Source organism: Sphaerospermopsis aphanizomenoides BCCUSP55 (assembly GCF_001586785.1).
GTDB classification, from domain to species: Bacteria; Cyanobacteriota; Cyanobacteriia; order Cyanobacteriales; family Nostocaceae; genus Sphaerospermopsis_A; species Sphaerospermopsis_A aphanizomenoides_A.
Genome location: NZ_LUFH02000056.1, coordinates 1 through 15094 on the forward strand (window position 1 = coordinate 1; position 15094 = coordinate 15094).

Here is a 15094-nt window from a genome sequence, read left to right on the forward strand (position 1 = left end):
GTCCCCAGTCCCCAATTTATTATGAAAAAAATCGTTATTGATCCCGTTACCAGAATTGAAGGACACGCGAAAATAAGCATCTATTTAGATGATGATGGTCAAGTGAATGATGCGCGTTTTCATGTCACAGAATTTCGGGGTTTTGAAAAGTTCTGTGTAGGTCGTCCTTTTCCAGAAATGCCAGGAATTACTGCCAGAATTTGTGGTATTTGTCCAGTCAGTCATTTATTAGCATCAGCCAAAACAGGCGACAAAATACTAGCTGTAACTATCCCCAAAGCTGCTACAAAATTACGTCGGTTAATGAATTTGGGGCAAATTATTCAATCCCATGCTTTAAGTTTCTTCCATCTTAGCGCCCCAGATTTATTGTTAGGAATGGATAGCGAACCAGCTAACCGCAACGTATTTGGTTTAATAGCCGCAGACCCAGAATTAGCCAGAGGCGGAATTCGTCTGCGTCAATTTGGACAAGAAATCATTGAATTATTAGGAGGGAAAAAAATTCATCCTTCCTGGGCTGTTCCTGGTGGGGTAAGTGACCCTTTAACTTCAGAAAATCGTACCCATATTCAACAACGAATTCCTGAAGCTAAAGCCACGGTCATTAATGCCATAAACCTATTTAAAGGTTTGTTAAAAAATTACGAAAAAGAAGCGCAAACTTTTGGTAATTTTCCTAGTTTATTTATGGGTTTAGTTACATCTGAAGGTTTATGGGAAACCTACGATGGACATATTCGGTTTGTTGATAGTGCAGGTAACATTGTTGCTGATAAATTAGATGCTGCTAATTATCATGAATTTATCGGTGAAGCAGTACAACCAGACTCTTACTTAAAATCACCTTACTATCGTCCTTTAGGCTATCCTGATACTAGCGATCATTGTCGTTTAGATAGTGGAATGTATCGCGTTGGACCCCTAGCCAGATTAAATATTTGTAGCAGTATTGGTACAACTTTAGCTGACAAAGAATTAAAAGAATTTCGCAGTTATGGTAAAGGCACTGTTCAATCATCATTTTTCTATCACTATGCGCGATTAATTGAAATTTTAGCCTCTATTGAACACATCGAAATTTTACTTGATGACCCAGATATTTTATCAACTCGTCTGCGTGCAGAAGCTGGTATTAATCAATTAGAAGCAGTTGGTGTGAGTGAAGCACCTAGAGGAACTTTATTCCATCATTATCAAGTTGATGAAAATGGTTTGATGCAAAAAGTTAACCTCATTATTGCTACAGGTCAAAATAACTTAGCAATGAATCGCACAGTTGCCCAAATTGCCCGTCATTTTATCCAAGGTACAGAAATTAAAGAGGGAATGTTAAACCGTGTTGAAGCTGGTATCCGTGCTTTTGACCCTTGTTTAAGTTGTTCAACTCATGCAGCCGGACAAATGCCTTTACTAATTGAATTAGTAGCAAAAGATGGAACTGTAGTTAATCAAATTTGCCGGGATTAATTATCAATTGACGATTGACAATTATCAATTATCAATTATCAATTGTCAATTTGATAATAAACTTGCAATAATCCAGAATCGTAAGTTTTTACATTTCTTAGATTTAGTGTTTTATGAATGCTAGGATTATTGACAAATAAAGGAATACCCTCACCTAAAATAATGGGATGAATAGCCAGAATAATTTCATCTAAAAAACCATATTCCAAAAAATATTCAATTACCTGTGAACCTCCCACTAACCAAATATCACCACCACTAGATGACCGTAAATTTTTGATAAAACTTTCTAAATTTTCTCCCACAAATTGGACATGATCATCTTGTCCTCCATGTCGCGTCTTGGAAACAACAAATGCTTTTTTACCTGGATAGGGATATTCACCAAAACCAAGAATTTGGTGATAGGTCTTACTACCCATAATTAATGTGTCTATGCTATTAAAAAACTCAGAATAACCATAATCATGGTCAGTAAATAACCAATCTACATCACCTGACTTACTAGCAATATATCCGTCCAGACTAGAAGCAATAAATAAGCGTATTTTTCTCATGTTTCTCAGGAAAATTTTTTGAGATAATTCAATGGTAGAATAGCAACTAAATTATACTGCATAATTGTATGACTTCCGCTACTGCTAAATGCTTTACTATTAATGAATATCACCGTCTATCAGACCTAGGTTTAGTAAGCATCTTAGGACATGAACAGATGATAAAACTTAGACAGTAAAAATCTTTTCACTCTGTCACCTGTCACCTGCTATAAGTTGAAATTATATATGAATATTTCCAGCAACACTTTATTCAATGAAGTCCGCACGTCCTTAAAACAAATCTGGGGTTATGACGATTTCCGACCACCACAGGGAGAAATTGTCAAAAGTTTATTATCACAAAAAGACGCATTAATTATTATGCCCACAGGTGGGGGAAAGTCCATTTGTTTTCAACTTCCCGCACTATTAAAAACAGGATTAACTTTAGTAGTTTCTCCTTTGGTTGCATTGATGGAAAACCAAGTGGAAGAACTAAAACAGCGAAATCAAAAAGCTGCACTTTTACATAGTGAATTACCTTCCTCCCAACGTCGTGCAACATTGCAAGCTTTAGAAAAACAGCAATTAAGATTATTATATTTATCACCGGAAACTTTATTCAGTTCTCCAGTTTGGGAAAGATTATCTCATCCCCAATTACAAATTAATGGCATTATTCTGGATGAAGCACATTGTTTAGTGCAGTGGGGTGATACTTTTCGTCCAGCTTATCGCAGATTAGGTGCAGTTCGTCCAGCGTTATTAAAAACAAAACCACCGGGAACAAAAATTAGTATAGCAGCTTTTACAGCAACTGCTGACCCTGCGGCACAACAGATAATTGCTGATGTTTTACAATTACAAACACCTGATAATTATAAACTCAATCCTTACCGGAATAATTTACATCTTAATGTGAAAATTGTTTGGACACCAAGAGGCAGAAAACAACAATTATTAAAATTTATTCAAAAGCATCAAAATCAAGCAGGTTTGATTTATGTCAGAACTCGCAAAGATAGTGAAGAATTAGCAACCTGGTTAACAGAAAAGGGTTATAATACTGCTAGTTATCATGCAGGATTAGGTGCAACAGAAAGAAGGGCAGTAGAAGCAAGTTGGTTAACTGGAAAAATGCCCTTTGTTGTTTGTACTTGTGCATTTGGAATGGGGATTAATAAGAGTAATGTCAGGTGGGTGATTCATTTTCATGCACCACATTTATTATCTGAATATGTGCAAGAAATTGGACGTGCGGGAAGAGATGGAAAACCAGCGGAAGCCTTAACTTTAATCAGTGAACCGACAGGATTTTTAGATCCTGAAGATAAACAAAGACAGCAGTTTTTTACTGAACAAATGTTGAAGCAACAACAAAAAGCCCAACTGTTGGCGAAAAAGTTACCGCAACAGGGAGAAGTAACTGCTGTAATGAAACAATTTCCCGATGGTGCAACGGCGCTTTCTTTACTTCATAGTAGCGGACAATTGCAATGGCTTGATCCTTTTCATTATGGGATTTCTGCAAAGTCGGGAAAACAGCCACAAATGCAGTTACAAGCTGCTAAACAAATGAGTGAATATTTGTATACGAAAAAATGTCGTTGGCAATTTTTGTTAACTGCTTTTGGTTTTGGGAAAGAAGCTGAAAATTGGCGTTGTGGACATTGTGATAATTGTAAACAGCAGTAATTTTAACTAAAAGATTCTAAAAAGGGACGCATTCCCCCACTGTAAAGTAAGTCTTGCATTTTTAAATCACCTGAATCTTTTATTTCTGCTGTGGGTTTAAAACCTGTGATTATACAATCGTATGAACCTTGTATATTGTCTACTACTATATGATTCATTAACAATACACAAACAAGAACTTTATTTTTCTTGATTTCATCTTGTTTGATAGTCCACTTAATTTCATCAAATCTATCAATTTGAGTTTCATATAAATCCATATTTATATAATCTAAATGATTTTCAATTATAGGGTTTATTGAGGTTATTCGATTTAAGCTTTTGGTTTTTACTTGTATACCAATATTTTTATTATTTTTGAGCATAAAATCTATTCCACCATCTCCACCAGAATGAATTTTATAATCTACACCTGTAATTAGTTTGTCTAAATAGATATTGACTGCTTCTTCTCCAATTTTGCCTATCTTGTGGTTCATATAATCATCCACGGTAAATCCTTGATTATATTTTTTAAGTAACTCACAACAAAATTTGTCAATCTCTTGTTCCAGAAATCTTGAAATTATAATTCGTTCGCTAGGGTAGGATTTTTCACAGTAAACAGGGTGATAATCGAAACAACTAAGAGTGAGATTATCATATTCTGGTTTATTTAAGCTGTACTTTAACCTTTGAATAAAATCTTGTTGCTGCGCCTGTAAAACGTCTTGCCAAGTAAGTTCTTTCATGATTTATTCTGATCTGAAATCCTTGGTTAATTTTCAACAATTATCAAGGACGGGGAAACCCCGCCCCTACATTAAAACTGCCTTAAAAAGCGCAAATCGCTATTATACAAACGGCGAATATCATCAATTTGATGTAACACCATCGCAAACCTTTCTACACCAAAACCCGCAGCAAACCCACTATAAATTTCAGGATCATAACCCACAGATTTCAAGACATTGGGGTCAACCATACCGCAACCCATTACCTCTAACCAGCGGCCATTCCATTGCAAATCTACCTCAGCAGAAGGTTCAGTAAAAGGGAAATAACTAGCGCGGAAACGAATGGGTAAATCACCAAACATCGCTTGTAAAAATACCTTCACAGTGCCTTTGAGGTCTGTAAAAGTTAATCCCTCATCAACTGCTAACAGTTCAATTTGATGGAAAACTGCCGAGTGAGTAGCGTCTACATCATCTCTTCGATAAACTCGACCAGGAGCAACAATTCTAAACGGTGGTTCTTCCTTTTCCATGTAGCGAATTTGCACCGATGAGGTGTGAGTCCGCAGCAAATTACCATCTGGTAAGTAGAAAGTATCCTGCATATCACGGGCTGGATGGTCTTGAGGAGTATTAAGAGCCTCAAAATTGTAGTAATCTGTTTCCATCTCTGACCCTTGGGCGACAGTGTAACCCATACCAACAAAGATATCCAGCGCCTGGTCAATGATACCGTTGAGGGGATGAATGCGACCTTGGGGACGATAAATACCGGGCATTGTCACATCTAAAGTTTCAGCCTCTAGCTGTGCCTGAATTTGAGCAGATTCTAAAGCGGCGCGTTGCTGGTCAAGACTATTTTGTAAAGCTTCTTTAACAGTGTTAGCGATCGCGCCAATTTTGGGACGTTCCTCTGCACTCATTTGTCCCATACTGCGTAACAGCGCCCCTAATTGCCCTTTTTTGCCCAAATAGTTAACTCGCAGTTCTTCCAGGCGTTCTAGGGTATCAGCAGATGCGATCGCTGCTTCTCCTTCTTGCCGCAGTGCTAAAAGTTGAGCCTCTAAATTGCTAGTCATTAGTTATTAGTTCTGAGTCATTGGTCATTAGTCATTAGTCCCAAACACCGGACTACAGGGCAAATGACCCTGATTATATGGCATTCATAAAACTACACCATTTTTCAGTCTAGAACTTTTCTGGACGCAATCAGCATTTTGAACAGAAGTTTTACTGCTCTTACTACTACTGGCATCCTCACCTAAGAAATTTTCTAGTGGGAAAATTTGGGAGATGATAACAGCCTGTAAGCGATCGCCTAAGTTGAATTTCTGGAAAACTTCGCGGTAATCTGGTCATTAAATCAATGACTGTACTCATCTTTCCTGCTAATTGTCCATAATCAGCTTCTTCTAAACTTTGTAATTTACGAAATAATGCTTCTCATGTTGAGCCGTCTACTATCCACATTTTCTCGAATTTTAATCATGTAAATTGAATACTTTCTGGTAGTGGACGTTTATTTCTACTGTGCCAAGCTGCCCTTTAAATACTTTTTCAAATAATTCCGATGGAAATGTCAAAAATCGTTGTTATATAGCTTATTGACTAACTTTTGTGTGATTAAACCACCGAAAACCATCTCTAGCTAACATTATTGTCAGTTCTCTGACTCTGGCTACGTCTCTCCACAACAGGGCTAGTAACTGAATCACAATATCTATCTAAATCTACTCATAGCTGATTAAATAAGAAACTATCATAAGAATATGAGTAGGTTTAACGGCTCAGATGTAACATCAACAAAAATTTCTGAGTTAATACATAGCTGACGCGGAGTATGGATAGTCTCAATCGCTCAATTACTTGTCTAGATTGAGTTTACCACTATTTTTGCTCACTGCAAATACCACCTGATGAAATCTGGCTTTTTAAATTTTAAATTTTAAATTTTAAATTTTGAATTGGTATTAAGATGTTAAGAAATTATACTCACCTCATATCATGCTAGGCAAGATTTCTTTGGGAACACTCGGTTTAACTGTCGGTGGCATATTAATTATAGTCGGCTTTGTCTCCTATGCTGCGGAGAATGCTACTCTCAATCTCGTGGGATTTTTCTATGGCTTTCCTCTTTTCTTGGGAGGTCTAGCACTCAAAGCCAATGAACTAAAACCCATACCCTTTAGTCAAACCACCACACCATCAATTTTAGAGCTAAGGAAACAACAAGCTACGGTAACTCAAAACAAAATCCGCAAAGACATCACACGCTTTTGCTATGGTCAAGAAGCACATTTAGATCGGGCGCTGGCTTATCTAGGTTTGAGTCCTAGCGATGAAGAAAGACCAATAGTCACTGGGTTAAGAGAAACAGAAGTTAACGGTGCTTATGCCTTAATTTTAGAATTTGATTCGCCTGAAATTCCTCTGGATATGTGGTTACAAAAACAGGAAAAAATGACAAAATACTTTGCTCCTAATGTTGATGTAAAAATTACACAACCTCATGCAGATAGAATTGAATTGGAGTTAATTACTATTAGTCAATAATACTTTTTGTTCATGGGTAATTGTTCATGGGTAATTAGTAATTATTTTTCCCAATGCCCAATGCCCAATTTCTCACTTTTCCAACCGTACTGCATACCACTGTAAATATTTTCCTGGACCTATATCCAGGTCACAACTCGTATCAACTAAATATTGTGCTTGCTCTGATACTAGTTTAAATTTTTGCACATCAGGGGGCAAGTCATCAAATGGTATTTGTTTTAAAACCTCTTCTAACTTTTCTAATAACTCTGATACTGTCAAAAATTGTTCTGGTTGATTTGTTTCTAGAACAACGAAGTTATCCTGTTGATACATTAATGGATTTGGCATTTTTGAATCTGGTTATTAATTAAAAGTTGATTGAATTTGTGTGTAAGTATTCAGCAATCAAAAGGTAAGGGGTATAATTACGAATTACGTATCCCTTACGGGAGCCGGAGGCACTATTACGAATTACGAATTACGTATCCCTTACGGGAGCCGGAGGCACTATTACGAATTACGAAGGATAAACTGGTAAAGTAAAATGAAACCATGCCCCACCATGAGGGGCTGAGTCTACCCAAATTTGACCATAATGCGCTCTGATAATACGTTGGCATAAAGCTAAACCAATTCCATAACCATCCGTTCCTTCATCTCGTTGTAGACGGAAATGATTTTCAAAGATGCGATCACGGTTTTCTTGAGGAATACCAGGGCCACTATCGCCAATACTAAACTGAACTTTTTGAGTAGTACGGTGCAATCCCGCTAAAGTAATAATGCCACTATCAGGAGTATATTTAATAGCATTGTCCAAAAGATTTACCAATACTTGGCGAATGCGTTCTGGATCTGCATAAACACGGGGTAAATCACTAGGAATATCTGTTTCTATTTTTTGAGATTTAGCAATGTAGCGATCGCGCAATTCCTCCAAAACTTCCATACTCAGTTTACCTAATTCCAGCTTTTGTGGCACAATTGGAAACTCCCTATCGTTACCACGACCCACTTGCAACAAATCAGCGATCATCCGATCAATAATTCGCATTTGACTCCGGGCTTGTTTTAATAAATGGGCTGCCATAGCTGGTTTGAGACGCTGAAATTCTCCCTTGTCTGGATTGTAGTTAGATTGTAAAGTTTCTATAGCTATAGCCGCAGCTGTCAAAGGATTGCGGAGGTCATGTGCTAACATTGCCATCACCCGATCTTTAAACTGTAGCTGTTCTTGAAGTTTTTCTTTTTCTTGCTTTAAGTGAAAAATTTCATCCGAAAGCCTAATTAACTCCGCAGAAACAGCGACAGAACGAATTGTAGACTGAGGAAATTTTCTTCCTTCATCCTCATCTATATGTTCCTGTAAATCTTCTTGTAACTTTAAAAAAGCGTCTACAGCCGTTTGCCATCGAGGCCACCAGTTTTTCAATTCGGCTATGATATTACTGCCAGCTAGAGTTTGCTGGGGTTCTGGGTGAATTTTGACTAAAGCAGGCGTAGCTATTAATTTAAAATGTTCCGCCAAATATGGTTGTTGCCCAACATCAATAATTTGAAGTTCAAAACTATACTCAGCCTCTAATTCTTTTAAATAAGCACGAATTCGCTGTACCTGTTGACGGGACTTGGGTCGTCCATCGACAAACAACAACAGCTGGAGTGGTTCTTCAGAATAGATCGGCTGATCCTGGGAAACTTTCATGTAATCGTGTTTCAACACTGGTAACAACCTGGCGACGCTTTCAAGAAACAGTACCGAGTACCAAGTACCGAGTACCGAGTTTGGGGTGTAAAGTTGGTAAGAGTTGAGTCAGGAAAAAAACAACCCCAAAACCATCAATATAAAAAGATATTAAATTCAATACTGCTGATAGCTGCTGTAGTTTCTTCAATCTACAACAGAGGTGACAGCATCCCCCGTTACCCTCTTTACAGAAAGTAGAATAGACTGACGATGGTTGATGATGGTTGTTTTATTCCAATTTAATATCTATTTTAGATTTTTCATCCTCCTATCTGATCGGCATTTTTGACATGAAAAAAATCTGGTTGGGACTTTTGCTATCTTTTTCCATGATTTCCACTCCTAGCTACACCTCAGCTATGGAATACAAGTATCCATTTGCACTAAGTCAAAGTTTGACTTCCGCACAAGATACTGAAAAATTTTATACCGCAGCCGCGAGGATAGTACAGCAGCAGATTTATTTAATTGCTAGACTTGAACAAGCACTGAATAGCCCAGACCCCAACAAAATGAGAGCTGTTCGGGGGCAATTAACTATTAACACCTATTCTGTAGAAAGTTTTCTCAAACGTCAGTACCCAAATTTCCAAACTTTGTGTACTGCAAAAGGAGAGGTTTCTCAACAGTCTTCTTTGGCTGTGCAGTTAACTGATTCCCAATCTCAAATTTACTGCTATTTGTACGCTTATAGCCAGGAATTATGGAAGTTATCCCCAGTTATAGACCGGCTGTTGTCTCGACGAGGTGAGTTAGCCTTGGTTAGACCACTACCCTTAGTTTCTGTCCAACGAAAGTCAGATCCGGTACTTTCCATTGCAACCGTGCAGCGTCCTGATCTTGGTAAACTAGCTACACCTTTTGCAAGTAGAGAACCAGATATCACTTCCTCAGCAGTACCAGTAGTTGGTATTACTAGCAAAACAGCCATAGCCAACTATGTACCACCTATCCAACCAGCCATTGGTATACCCGAAGAAGCTATTTCAACTCTCAAAACTGCAAATCAAAGATTGAAAGCAGCCCAAGCAGCATTTCCCCAAAATACTAAATTTATCAATCCTCAAGAAGATGCAGCGATATTAGACCGGTTTACTTACGACATTGATCCCCAAGAAAAACAAACCTACGCTCAATTTTTAACATTGCCTAACACGGGCATCTTTCGAGTCTTACCTGATTTAGTCTACCGTCATCAGCCAAATACTCTCCAGAATAGATTACTACCCAGTGTTAGTGAGCGTTATCCTTTTCCTACTGTTGGTGAAGTTAAAGGAAATTTTATCCCCAGTTTAGCATTGAAAATGATTGGTGATAACTTCCATTTAGTCCATGCAGGAGCCAATTATGGCTTCATGATCGATTTGGGTGATATACCCTTGGAAAAGTTGGATGACAGGCTACAAGCTGTTTCTGCACCCACGGGAGATTTTTTCCGTAACTATCAACCTCCTAAACAGTTAAAAGCCTTACAAATAGACAGACAGCGGTTTTTAACTGGCAAAGACCAGAACTGGTCGCAAAATCAAATTTTATTGGCAAGTGCCAAAGCCTCATTAAATCATACTTATTTAGTGCGATCGCTCCAATTCCAACTGCCAGAAATCATCTTAAATCCTCAACCTATTTCCCCACAAAATAGCCGTATTAGGCAGCAATTAGGACAAATACCCAGTAGTGATACAATTATCGCCTTCCGCGCCGTGCGTCGCCGTGCAGATGGCAGCTACACCATTCTGTGGCGAGTTCTTAACCAGTTACCAGCACCGCAAATAGAAGATATAGAAAAATATGTACAGTAGGGGCGGGGTTTCCCCGCCCGTTCAGGAGTTCAGGAGTTCAGGAGTTCCAGGAGTTCAGGAGTTCAGGAGTTCAGAATAAAGAATTAATTTTTCTCCCCCTGCTTCCCCTGCTTCCCCTGCTTCCTGTTCCCTGTTCCCTGTCCCCTGATAACTAAAATGCTAGGGTAGAAAAGGAAACTTGATTTGTAATTTCCTGTGCCGTCTTCTAACCGTCCAGCTATCTTTCTGAGTATGGCTGTTTTACTCTCTTCCTTGACAGCCTGTGCTAATGGTTCTGCGTCCAAAAATTTGGAACAGTCTTTAGCAGCAGATCCCCTATTGCAAAATAACCCTACAGTTTTTAGTCAAGCTAAGAATCAGGAAATAGCAACTGCATCTAAAGTTCAGTTACCTACTGACTTTCCTCAAGATATTCCTATATATCCTAATGCCACATTACAGGAAGTTCAACCTGTTAATAATTCAAACAATTCAGAACAAAAAGTCTTAACTCGCTGGCAAAGTTCTGACCCTAGCAATGTTATTGCCAATTTTTACAGTAGTCAGTTTCAAAATCAAAACTGGAAAATTTTACAAAAACCACAAGATGATACACAAGGTATTTTTGAAGTCCAAAAAAATAATTTGTTGTTAAAAGTAACTATTCAACCAAAATCAGTTACTAATGCGTCACCAAATCAACCCCAAACAGCAACTGAATTATTAATTGAATACTTACCCACTAAAATTGCTAGTAATCAACCAACAACTAATCAACCTAATTTAAATCCTAATTCTAATGAAGTTCCCCAAGCAGGTGATCCAAATTTTATTGGACCTGTAGCACCAAACACAAATGTAGTTAAACAGCCAGTTAGCCCCGTCACTACATCTGAACCTCAAGAATTTAGCGATTTAAATCAAGTACCACCAGAATGGAGAAAACAGATTCAAGATTTGGCAACATTGGGGGTTTTGTCCCTAGAAAAAGACGAAAATAAAACTATTTCTAATTCTCAAAATCACCAATTTAAACCCGATAAAATCATTACCCGCAGAGAATACGCTCGTTGGCTAGTTGCTGCTAATAATGCCATGTATGCTAATAATCCTGCTAAACAAATTCGTTTGGCATCAGCAAGCACTCAACCGGCTTTTAGAGATGTTTTACCGCAAGATCCTGATTTTCCCGCAATTCAAGGATTAGCAGAAGCGGGATTAATTGCCAGTTCTTTGTCTGGAGATGCAACAGCAGTTTTATTCCGTCCTGATGCACCTCTCACACGGGAACAGTTGCTGTTGTGGAAAGTTCCTTTAGATATTCGTCAAGCTTTACCTGCGGCTAACTTAGAAGCCGTCAGACAAACCTGGGGTTTCCAAGATACAGAAAAAATTGATCCTAAAGCACTAAGAGCAATATTGGCTGATTTTCAAAGTGCTGAACAATCAAATATTCGCCGGGTGTTTGGGTATACAACTTTATTTCAACCCAAAAAAGCTGTAACTCGTGCTGAAGCTGGTGCTGCTTTGTCTTATTTCGGTATTCAAAGTGAGGGAATGTCAGCAACTGAGGCTTTGAAATTGAAAAGTTAAAGGAGGGGAGCATGGGAGCGGGGGAGCAGAGGAGCAGGGGAGAAAATAAATAATTTACGAATTACGAATTACGAATTATTCGATTAAATCCGGTTCTTGATGCACAATCATTTCATACAACGGTTGAAAGCTAAACCAACCCAATTCATGAGAACCTACTTGGCTATAGGCTACACTGGCAGATTCTGGTTTGATTAAATGGGGTTTGCCAGCAGCTTCTGCCATTAATTGGGCTTGACAAGAACGTTCCATTGTGATAAACCACCAAGCTGCTTCATCAACTGAGTGGCCAACTGTCAGTAGTCCATGATTTTGCAGGATAATGGCTTTATGCTGTCCGAGGGTTTGGGCAATGCGCTGGCCTTCTTTAGGGTCAAGTACAACCCCTGTATAATCCGTAAATAGGCTATGGTCTTGATAGAAAGCACAAGCGTCTTGGGTGAGAGGGTCTAAAAGACGACCTAAAGTAGACCAAGTTTTACCGTAGATAGAATGGGCATGGGCAGCAGCTACTACGTCAGGACGGGCGGCGTGGACTTGGGAATGAATGGCGAAAGCTGCCTTGTTTACTAGCCTGTCGCCATAAATGACTTCACCATCTTGGTTAACTAATATCAGGTCGCTAACTTTAATCAACCCAAAATGGACACCAAAGGGGTTCACCCAAAAGTGTTCTGGGTTTTCTGGGTCGCGGGCAGTGATGTGTCCAGCAATACCTTCATCAAATCCATATCGAGAAAATAGCCTAAATGCTGCTGCTAAACGCTGTTTTCTATGTAGTCTTTCTTCTTCAATGGAAGCAAAGGTTGGTAGTTGGGGTAGATTTTGTGTTGGTTTGGATATAACTTGCATATAATTCGGATGTTTAATGAAATCCGGGTATCTGTGGTAAGTGTATATAGCGTTTTCCAGTCTAAGGAAGTACAAAGTTATCTGCGTTTATCTGCGTCCATCCGCGTTCAATTATTACTGCTTGTACCTCACTTGAATGGGAATGGCTATATATAACTTAAGATATCAATTGTACTGAAAAAACATAAATCTAAAATCTAAAATCCGATGTGGGATTACGAACAGTTATTTGAGATTATAGAAGAATTAGTCATGCACCATTCACCTAGTGGTGTAGAAACAGAAATTAACGAGTTTTTGTTAGAGCGATTTACAGCGTTGGGAGTGGAGGTATGGTGCGATCGCGCCGATAATATTATAGCCAAAATCCCCGGCAAAAATCCAGACCGAGCCATCGCTATCACCGCCCACAAAGATGAAATTGGGGCAATTGTCAAAAGTATCGGTGACGCTGGTAAAGTGGAAGTTCGCAAATTAGGTGGTGCTTTTCCTTGGGTTTATGGTGAGGGAGTTGTTGATTTACTAGGAGATAATGAAACTATTAGCGGTATTCTCAGCTTTGGTTCTCGCCATGTTTCCCATGAATCACCTCAAAAAGTTCAGCAAGAAGACACCCCTGTCAAATGGGAAAATGCCTGGATAGAAACTAAACGCACTACTGCTGAACTGGAAGCTGCGGGAATTCGACCAGGAACAAGAATGGTTGTGGGTAAGCATCGCAAGCGGCCAATTAGATTAAATGACCATATCGCCAGTTACACTTTAGATAATAAAGCTTCTGTCGCCATTCTCCTATCTTTAGCTGCAACCTTAAAACAGCCAATTGTTGATGTTTATTTAGTTGCTTCTGCTAAGGAAGAAGTCGGGGCAATTGGGGCATTATTTTTCACGCAAAATCAAAAATTAGATGCCCTCGTCGCTTTAGAAATTTGTCCTCTTTCTAGTGAATATCCTATTGAAGATGGAGAAAAACCGGTTCTTCTAGTTCAAGATGGCTATGGAATTTATGATGAAAATTTGAATGGAGAATTACGCCAATGTGCTAAAAAATTAGATTTAAGTTTGCAATTGGCAACTTTAAGCGGTTTTGGTAGTGATGCTTCCATTGCTATGAAATTCGGCCATGTAGCGCGTGCAGCTTGTTTAGCTTTTCCCACGCAAAACACTCATGGTTATGAAATTGCCCACTTAGGAGCAATATTAAATTGCGTTAAAGTGCTAAAAGAATTCTGCGAATTTCAATGGCAAAATTAAATGAATACTTGACCAATTAATTTCCACAAATATAAGTATCTAAGCAAAATTAATTGCACATAGTAATTTAAAAACCAAAGCTCCGTACTCCTTACCTTTTCCCTATTCTCTGTTAAGAGTTCTCTCTCTTAAATATGAAATTTATTTTGCATGACTACTTAATATAATGCTCATGTGAATAATCCTTTGGTCTTCAAACATCACCCTTTCCCGATAAAATTATACCAAAGAAAGCGCATGATCCTGTGCTGACAACAACATCAATTGCTTTACTTGACCGAAAATAAACCACTCCGGTTATTTTTCCTTCAGCCTTTTCAGAGTTTCACGGGTAATATTAAGGTTGATCCCAACAGACAGCCAATATTACGATAGCTGCCAATTTCCCCAAATCAAACTCAGTAACAAATAATGCAACTAATTCTCCTATCATCAAGGTAGACACCTAACTGGTATTGTTAAATAACACACATAACTAAAGCCGATGATGGGATTTGAACCCACGACCTACTGATTACGAATCAGTTGCTCTACCACTGAGCCACATCGGCATACACGATTTAAAAGTATAGCATCTATTTAGAAAATGGTAGACCCAAATCCCAAAAATCGCCTCAACCCCAAGCAGTATGCCCACCTGAAAGCAGAAATAGCAGCCCCTTATCGGGGTTTACGCCAATTTATCTATGTAGGTGTAGGTGCTTCTGGTTTTATCGGCGCATTTGTATTTTTCTTTCAAATACTTGCTGGTAGGAATATTGACAGTGCCTTACCTAACTTTGCCCTACAAGCGGGAATAGTTGCCCTGATGGTATTTCTTTACCGATGGGAACAAAAACGGCAAAAACGGTCTTAGCAGCTAAAAATTCTCACTTCTACCATTTTGGATTTTGGATGATTGATATCAGT

The 15094-nt window shown here is 38.6% G+C and carries 13 protein-coding genes, 1 tRNA gene and 1 pseudogene; 7 read left to right on the forward strand and 8 right to left on the reverse strand.

All coding sequences use genetic code 11. The annotated features are described in order from the left end of the window. Positions 1-21 precede the first annotated feature (21 nt). On the forward strand, positions 22-1470 hold the full coding sequence (locus A0J48_RS15220) for a Ni/Fe hydrogenase subunit alpha (protein WP_200324403.1): 1449 nt from the start codon (positions 22-24) through the stop codon (positions 1468-1470). Between the two features lie 38 nt (positions 1471-1508). Here A0J48_RS15220 and A0J48_RS15225 read toward each other — a convergent pair whose 3' ends face one another. Further along, positions 1509-2027, reverse strand: coding sequence for a dihydrofolate reductase family protein (locus A0J48_RS15225; protein ID WP_200324404.1), 519 nt, complete (start codon positions 2025-2027; stop codon positions 1509-1511). A 228-nt stretch (positions 2028-2255) separates the two neighbouring features. Between A0J48_RS15225 and A0J48_RS15230 the strand changes: the two genes are divergently transcribed. Next, entirely contained in the window at positions 2256-3704 is a 1449-nt protein-coding gene (locus tag A0J48_RS15230) for a RecQ family ATP-dependent DNA helicase (RefSeq protein ID WP_200324406.1), read from the forward strand. Positions 3705-3706: 2 nt separating this feature from the next. On the opposite strand, the gene A0J48_RS15235 is transcribed toward A0J48_RS15230, so the two are convergent. The 3 genes and pseudogenes from A0J48_RS15235 to A0J48_RS27035 all read right to left on the reverse strand — a co-directional run. Continuing rightward, a complete protein-coding gene (locus tag A0J48_RS15235) occupies positions 3707-4435 on the reverse strand; it encodes a hypothetical protein (RefSeq protein ID WP_200324408.1) in 729 nt (242 codons plus the stop codon). Between the two features lie 71 nt (positions 4436-4506). Further along, positions 4507-5499, reverse strand: coding sequence for a phenylalanine--tRNA ligase subunit alpha (pheS, locus tag A0J48_RS15240; protein ID WP_200324410.1), 993 nt, complete (start codon positions 5497-5499; stop codon positions 4507-4509). 265 nt (positions 5500-5764) lie between these two features. Then, positions 5765-6138 (reverse strand): annotated as a pseudogene (locus tag A0J48_RS27035) (IS4 family transposase); the annotation flags it as partial. A 286-nt stretch (positions 6139-6424) separates the two neighbouring features. Between A0J48_RS27035 and A0J48_RS15245 the strand changes: the two are divergent. Then, positions 6425-6973 carry a DUF2854 domain-containing protein gene (locus tag A0J48_RS15245; RefSeq protein ID WP_200324412.1) on the forward strand — a complete coding sequence of 183 codons (549 nt, stop codon included), beginning with the start codon at positions 6425-6427 and terminating at the stop codon, positions 6971-6973. A gap of 72 nt (positions 6974-7045) precedes the next feature. Here the strand turns inward: A0J48_RS15245 and A0J48_RS15250 are convergent, their stop codons facing one another. Both A0J48_RS15250 and A0J48_RS15255 read right to left on the reverse strand, forming a co-directional pair. After that, positions 7046-7306, reverse strand: a complete 261-nt coding sequence (locus A0J48_RS15250) for a CRR7 family NDH-1 assembly protein (RefSeq protein WP_200324414.1) — start codon at positions 7304-7306, stop codon at positions 7046-7048. 169 nt (positions 7307-7475) lie between these two features. After that, the gene (locus A0J48_RS15255; RefSeq protein WP_200324416.1) at positions 7476-8681 is read right to left on the reverse strand and encodes a histidine kinase; all 1206 of its coding nucleotides are present in this window, start codon (positions 8679-8681) and stop codon (positions 7476-7478) included. 314 nt (positions 8682-8995) lie between these two features. On the opposite strand from A0J48_RS15255, the gene A0J48_RS15260 reads away from it, so the two are divergent. Further along, on the forward strand, positions 8996-10507 hold the full coding sequence (locus tag A0J48_RS15260; RefSeq protein WP_200324418.1) for a hypothetical protein: 1512 nt from the start codon (positions 8996-8998) through the stop codon (positions 10505-10507). A 195-nt stretch (positions 10508-10702) separates the two neighbouring features. After that, entirely contained in the window at positions 10703-12079 is a 1377-nt protein-coding gene (locus A0J48_RS15265) for an S-layer homology domain-containing protein (protein WP_325078837.1), read from the forward strand. A gap of 75 nt (positions 12080-12154) precedes the next feature. Here A0J48_RS15265 and A0J48_RS15270 read toward each other — a convergent pair whose 3' ends face one another. Then, complete coding sequence (locus A0J48_RS15270) at positions 12155-12931, reverse strand: class II aldolase/adducin family protein (RefSeq protein WP_200324420.1); 777 nt, start codon at positions 12929-12931, stop codon at positions 12155-12157. A 207-nt stretch (positions 12932-13138) separates the two neighbouring features. Between A0J48_RS15270 and A0J48_RS15275 the strand changes: the two genes are divergently transcribed. Then, positions 13139-14185 (forward strand): M42 family metallopeptidase, encoded by a 1047-nt coding sequence (locus A0J48_RS15275; protein WP_200324422.1) that lies wholly within the window; start codon positions 13139-13141, stop codon positions 14183-14185. A gap of 479 nt (positions 14186-14664) precedes the next feature. On the opposite strand, the gene A0J48_RS15280 is transcribed toward A0J48_RS15275, so the two are convergent. Then, positions 14665-14736 (reverse strand) — tRNA-Thr (locus A0J48_RS15280). 35 nt (positions 14737-14771) lie between these two features. On the opposite strand from A0J48_RS15280, the gene A0J48_RS15285 reads away from it, so the two are divergent. Continuing rightward, entirely contained in the window at positions 14772-15041 is a 270-nt protein-coding gene (locus tag A0J48_RS15285) for a DUF3493 domain-containing protein (RefSeq protein ID WP_200324424.1), read from the forward strand. The last annotated feature ends 53 nt before the right edge of the window (positions 15042-15094 follow it).

What these genes read in the sequence shown, in the direction of transcription:
- A0J48_RS15220 (WP_200324403.1), top strand. Translation starts at nt 22, where the DNA reads ATGAAAAAAATCGTTATTGATCCCGTTACCAGAATTGAAGGACACGCG.
- A0J48_RS15225 (WP_200324404.1), bottom strand. Translation starts at nt 2,027, where the DNA reads ATGAGAAAAATACGCTTATTTATTGCTTCTAGTCTGGACGGATATATT.
- A0J48_RS15230 (WP_200324406.1), top strand. Translation starts at nt 2,256, where the DNA reads ATGAATATTTCCAGCAACACTTTATTCAATGAAGTCCGCACGTCCTTA.
- A0J48_RS15235 (WP_200324408.1), bottom strand. Translation starts at nt 4,435, where the DNA reads ATGAAAGAACTTACTTGGCAAGACGTTTTACAGGCGCAGCAACAAGAT.
- pheS (WP_200324410.1), bottom strand. Translation starts at nt 5,499, where the DNA reads ATGACTAGCAATTTAGAGGCTCAACTTTTAGCACTGCGGCAAGAAGGA.
- A0J48_RS15245 (WP_200324412.1), top strand. Translation starts at nt 6,425, where the DNA reads ATGCTAGGCAAGATTTCTTTGGGAACACTCGGTTTAACTGTCGGTGGC.
- A0J48_RS15250 (WP_200324414.1), bottom strand. Translation starts at nt 7,306, where the DNA reads ATGCCAAATCCATTAATGTATCAACAGGATAACTTCGTTGTTCTAGAA.
- A0J48_RS15260 (WP_200324418.1), top strand. Translation starts at nt 8,996, where the DNA reads ATGAAAAAAATCTGGTTGGGACTTTTGCTATCTTTTTCCATGATTTCC.
- A0J48_RS15270 (WP_200324420.1), bottom strand. Translation starts at nt 12,931, where the DNA reads ATGCAAGTTATATCCAAACCAACACAAAATCTACCCCAACTACCAACC.
- A0J48_RS15275 (WP_200324422.1), top strand. Translation starts at nt 13,139, where the DNA reads ATGTGGGATTACGAACAGTTATTTGAGATTATAGAAGAATTAGTCATG.
- A0J48_RS15285 (WP_200324424.1), top strand. Translation starts at nt 14,772, where the DNA reads ATGGTAGACCCAAATCCCAAAAATCGCCTCAACCCCAAGCAGTATGCC.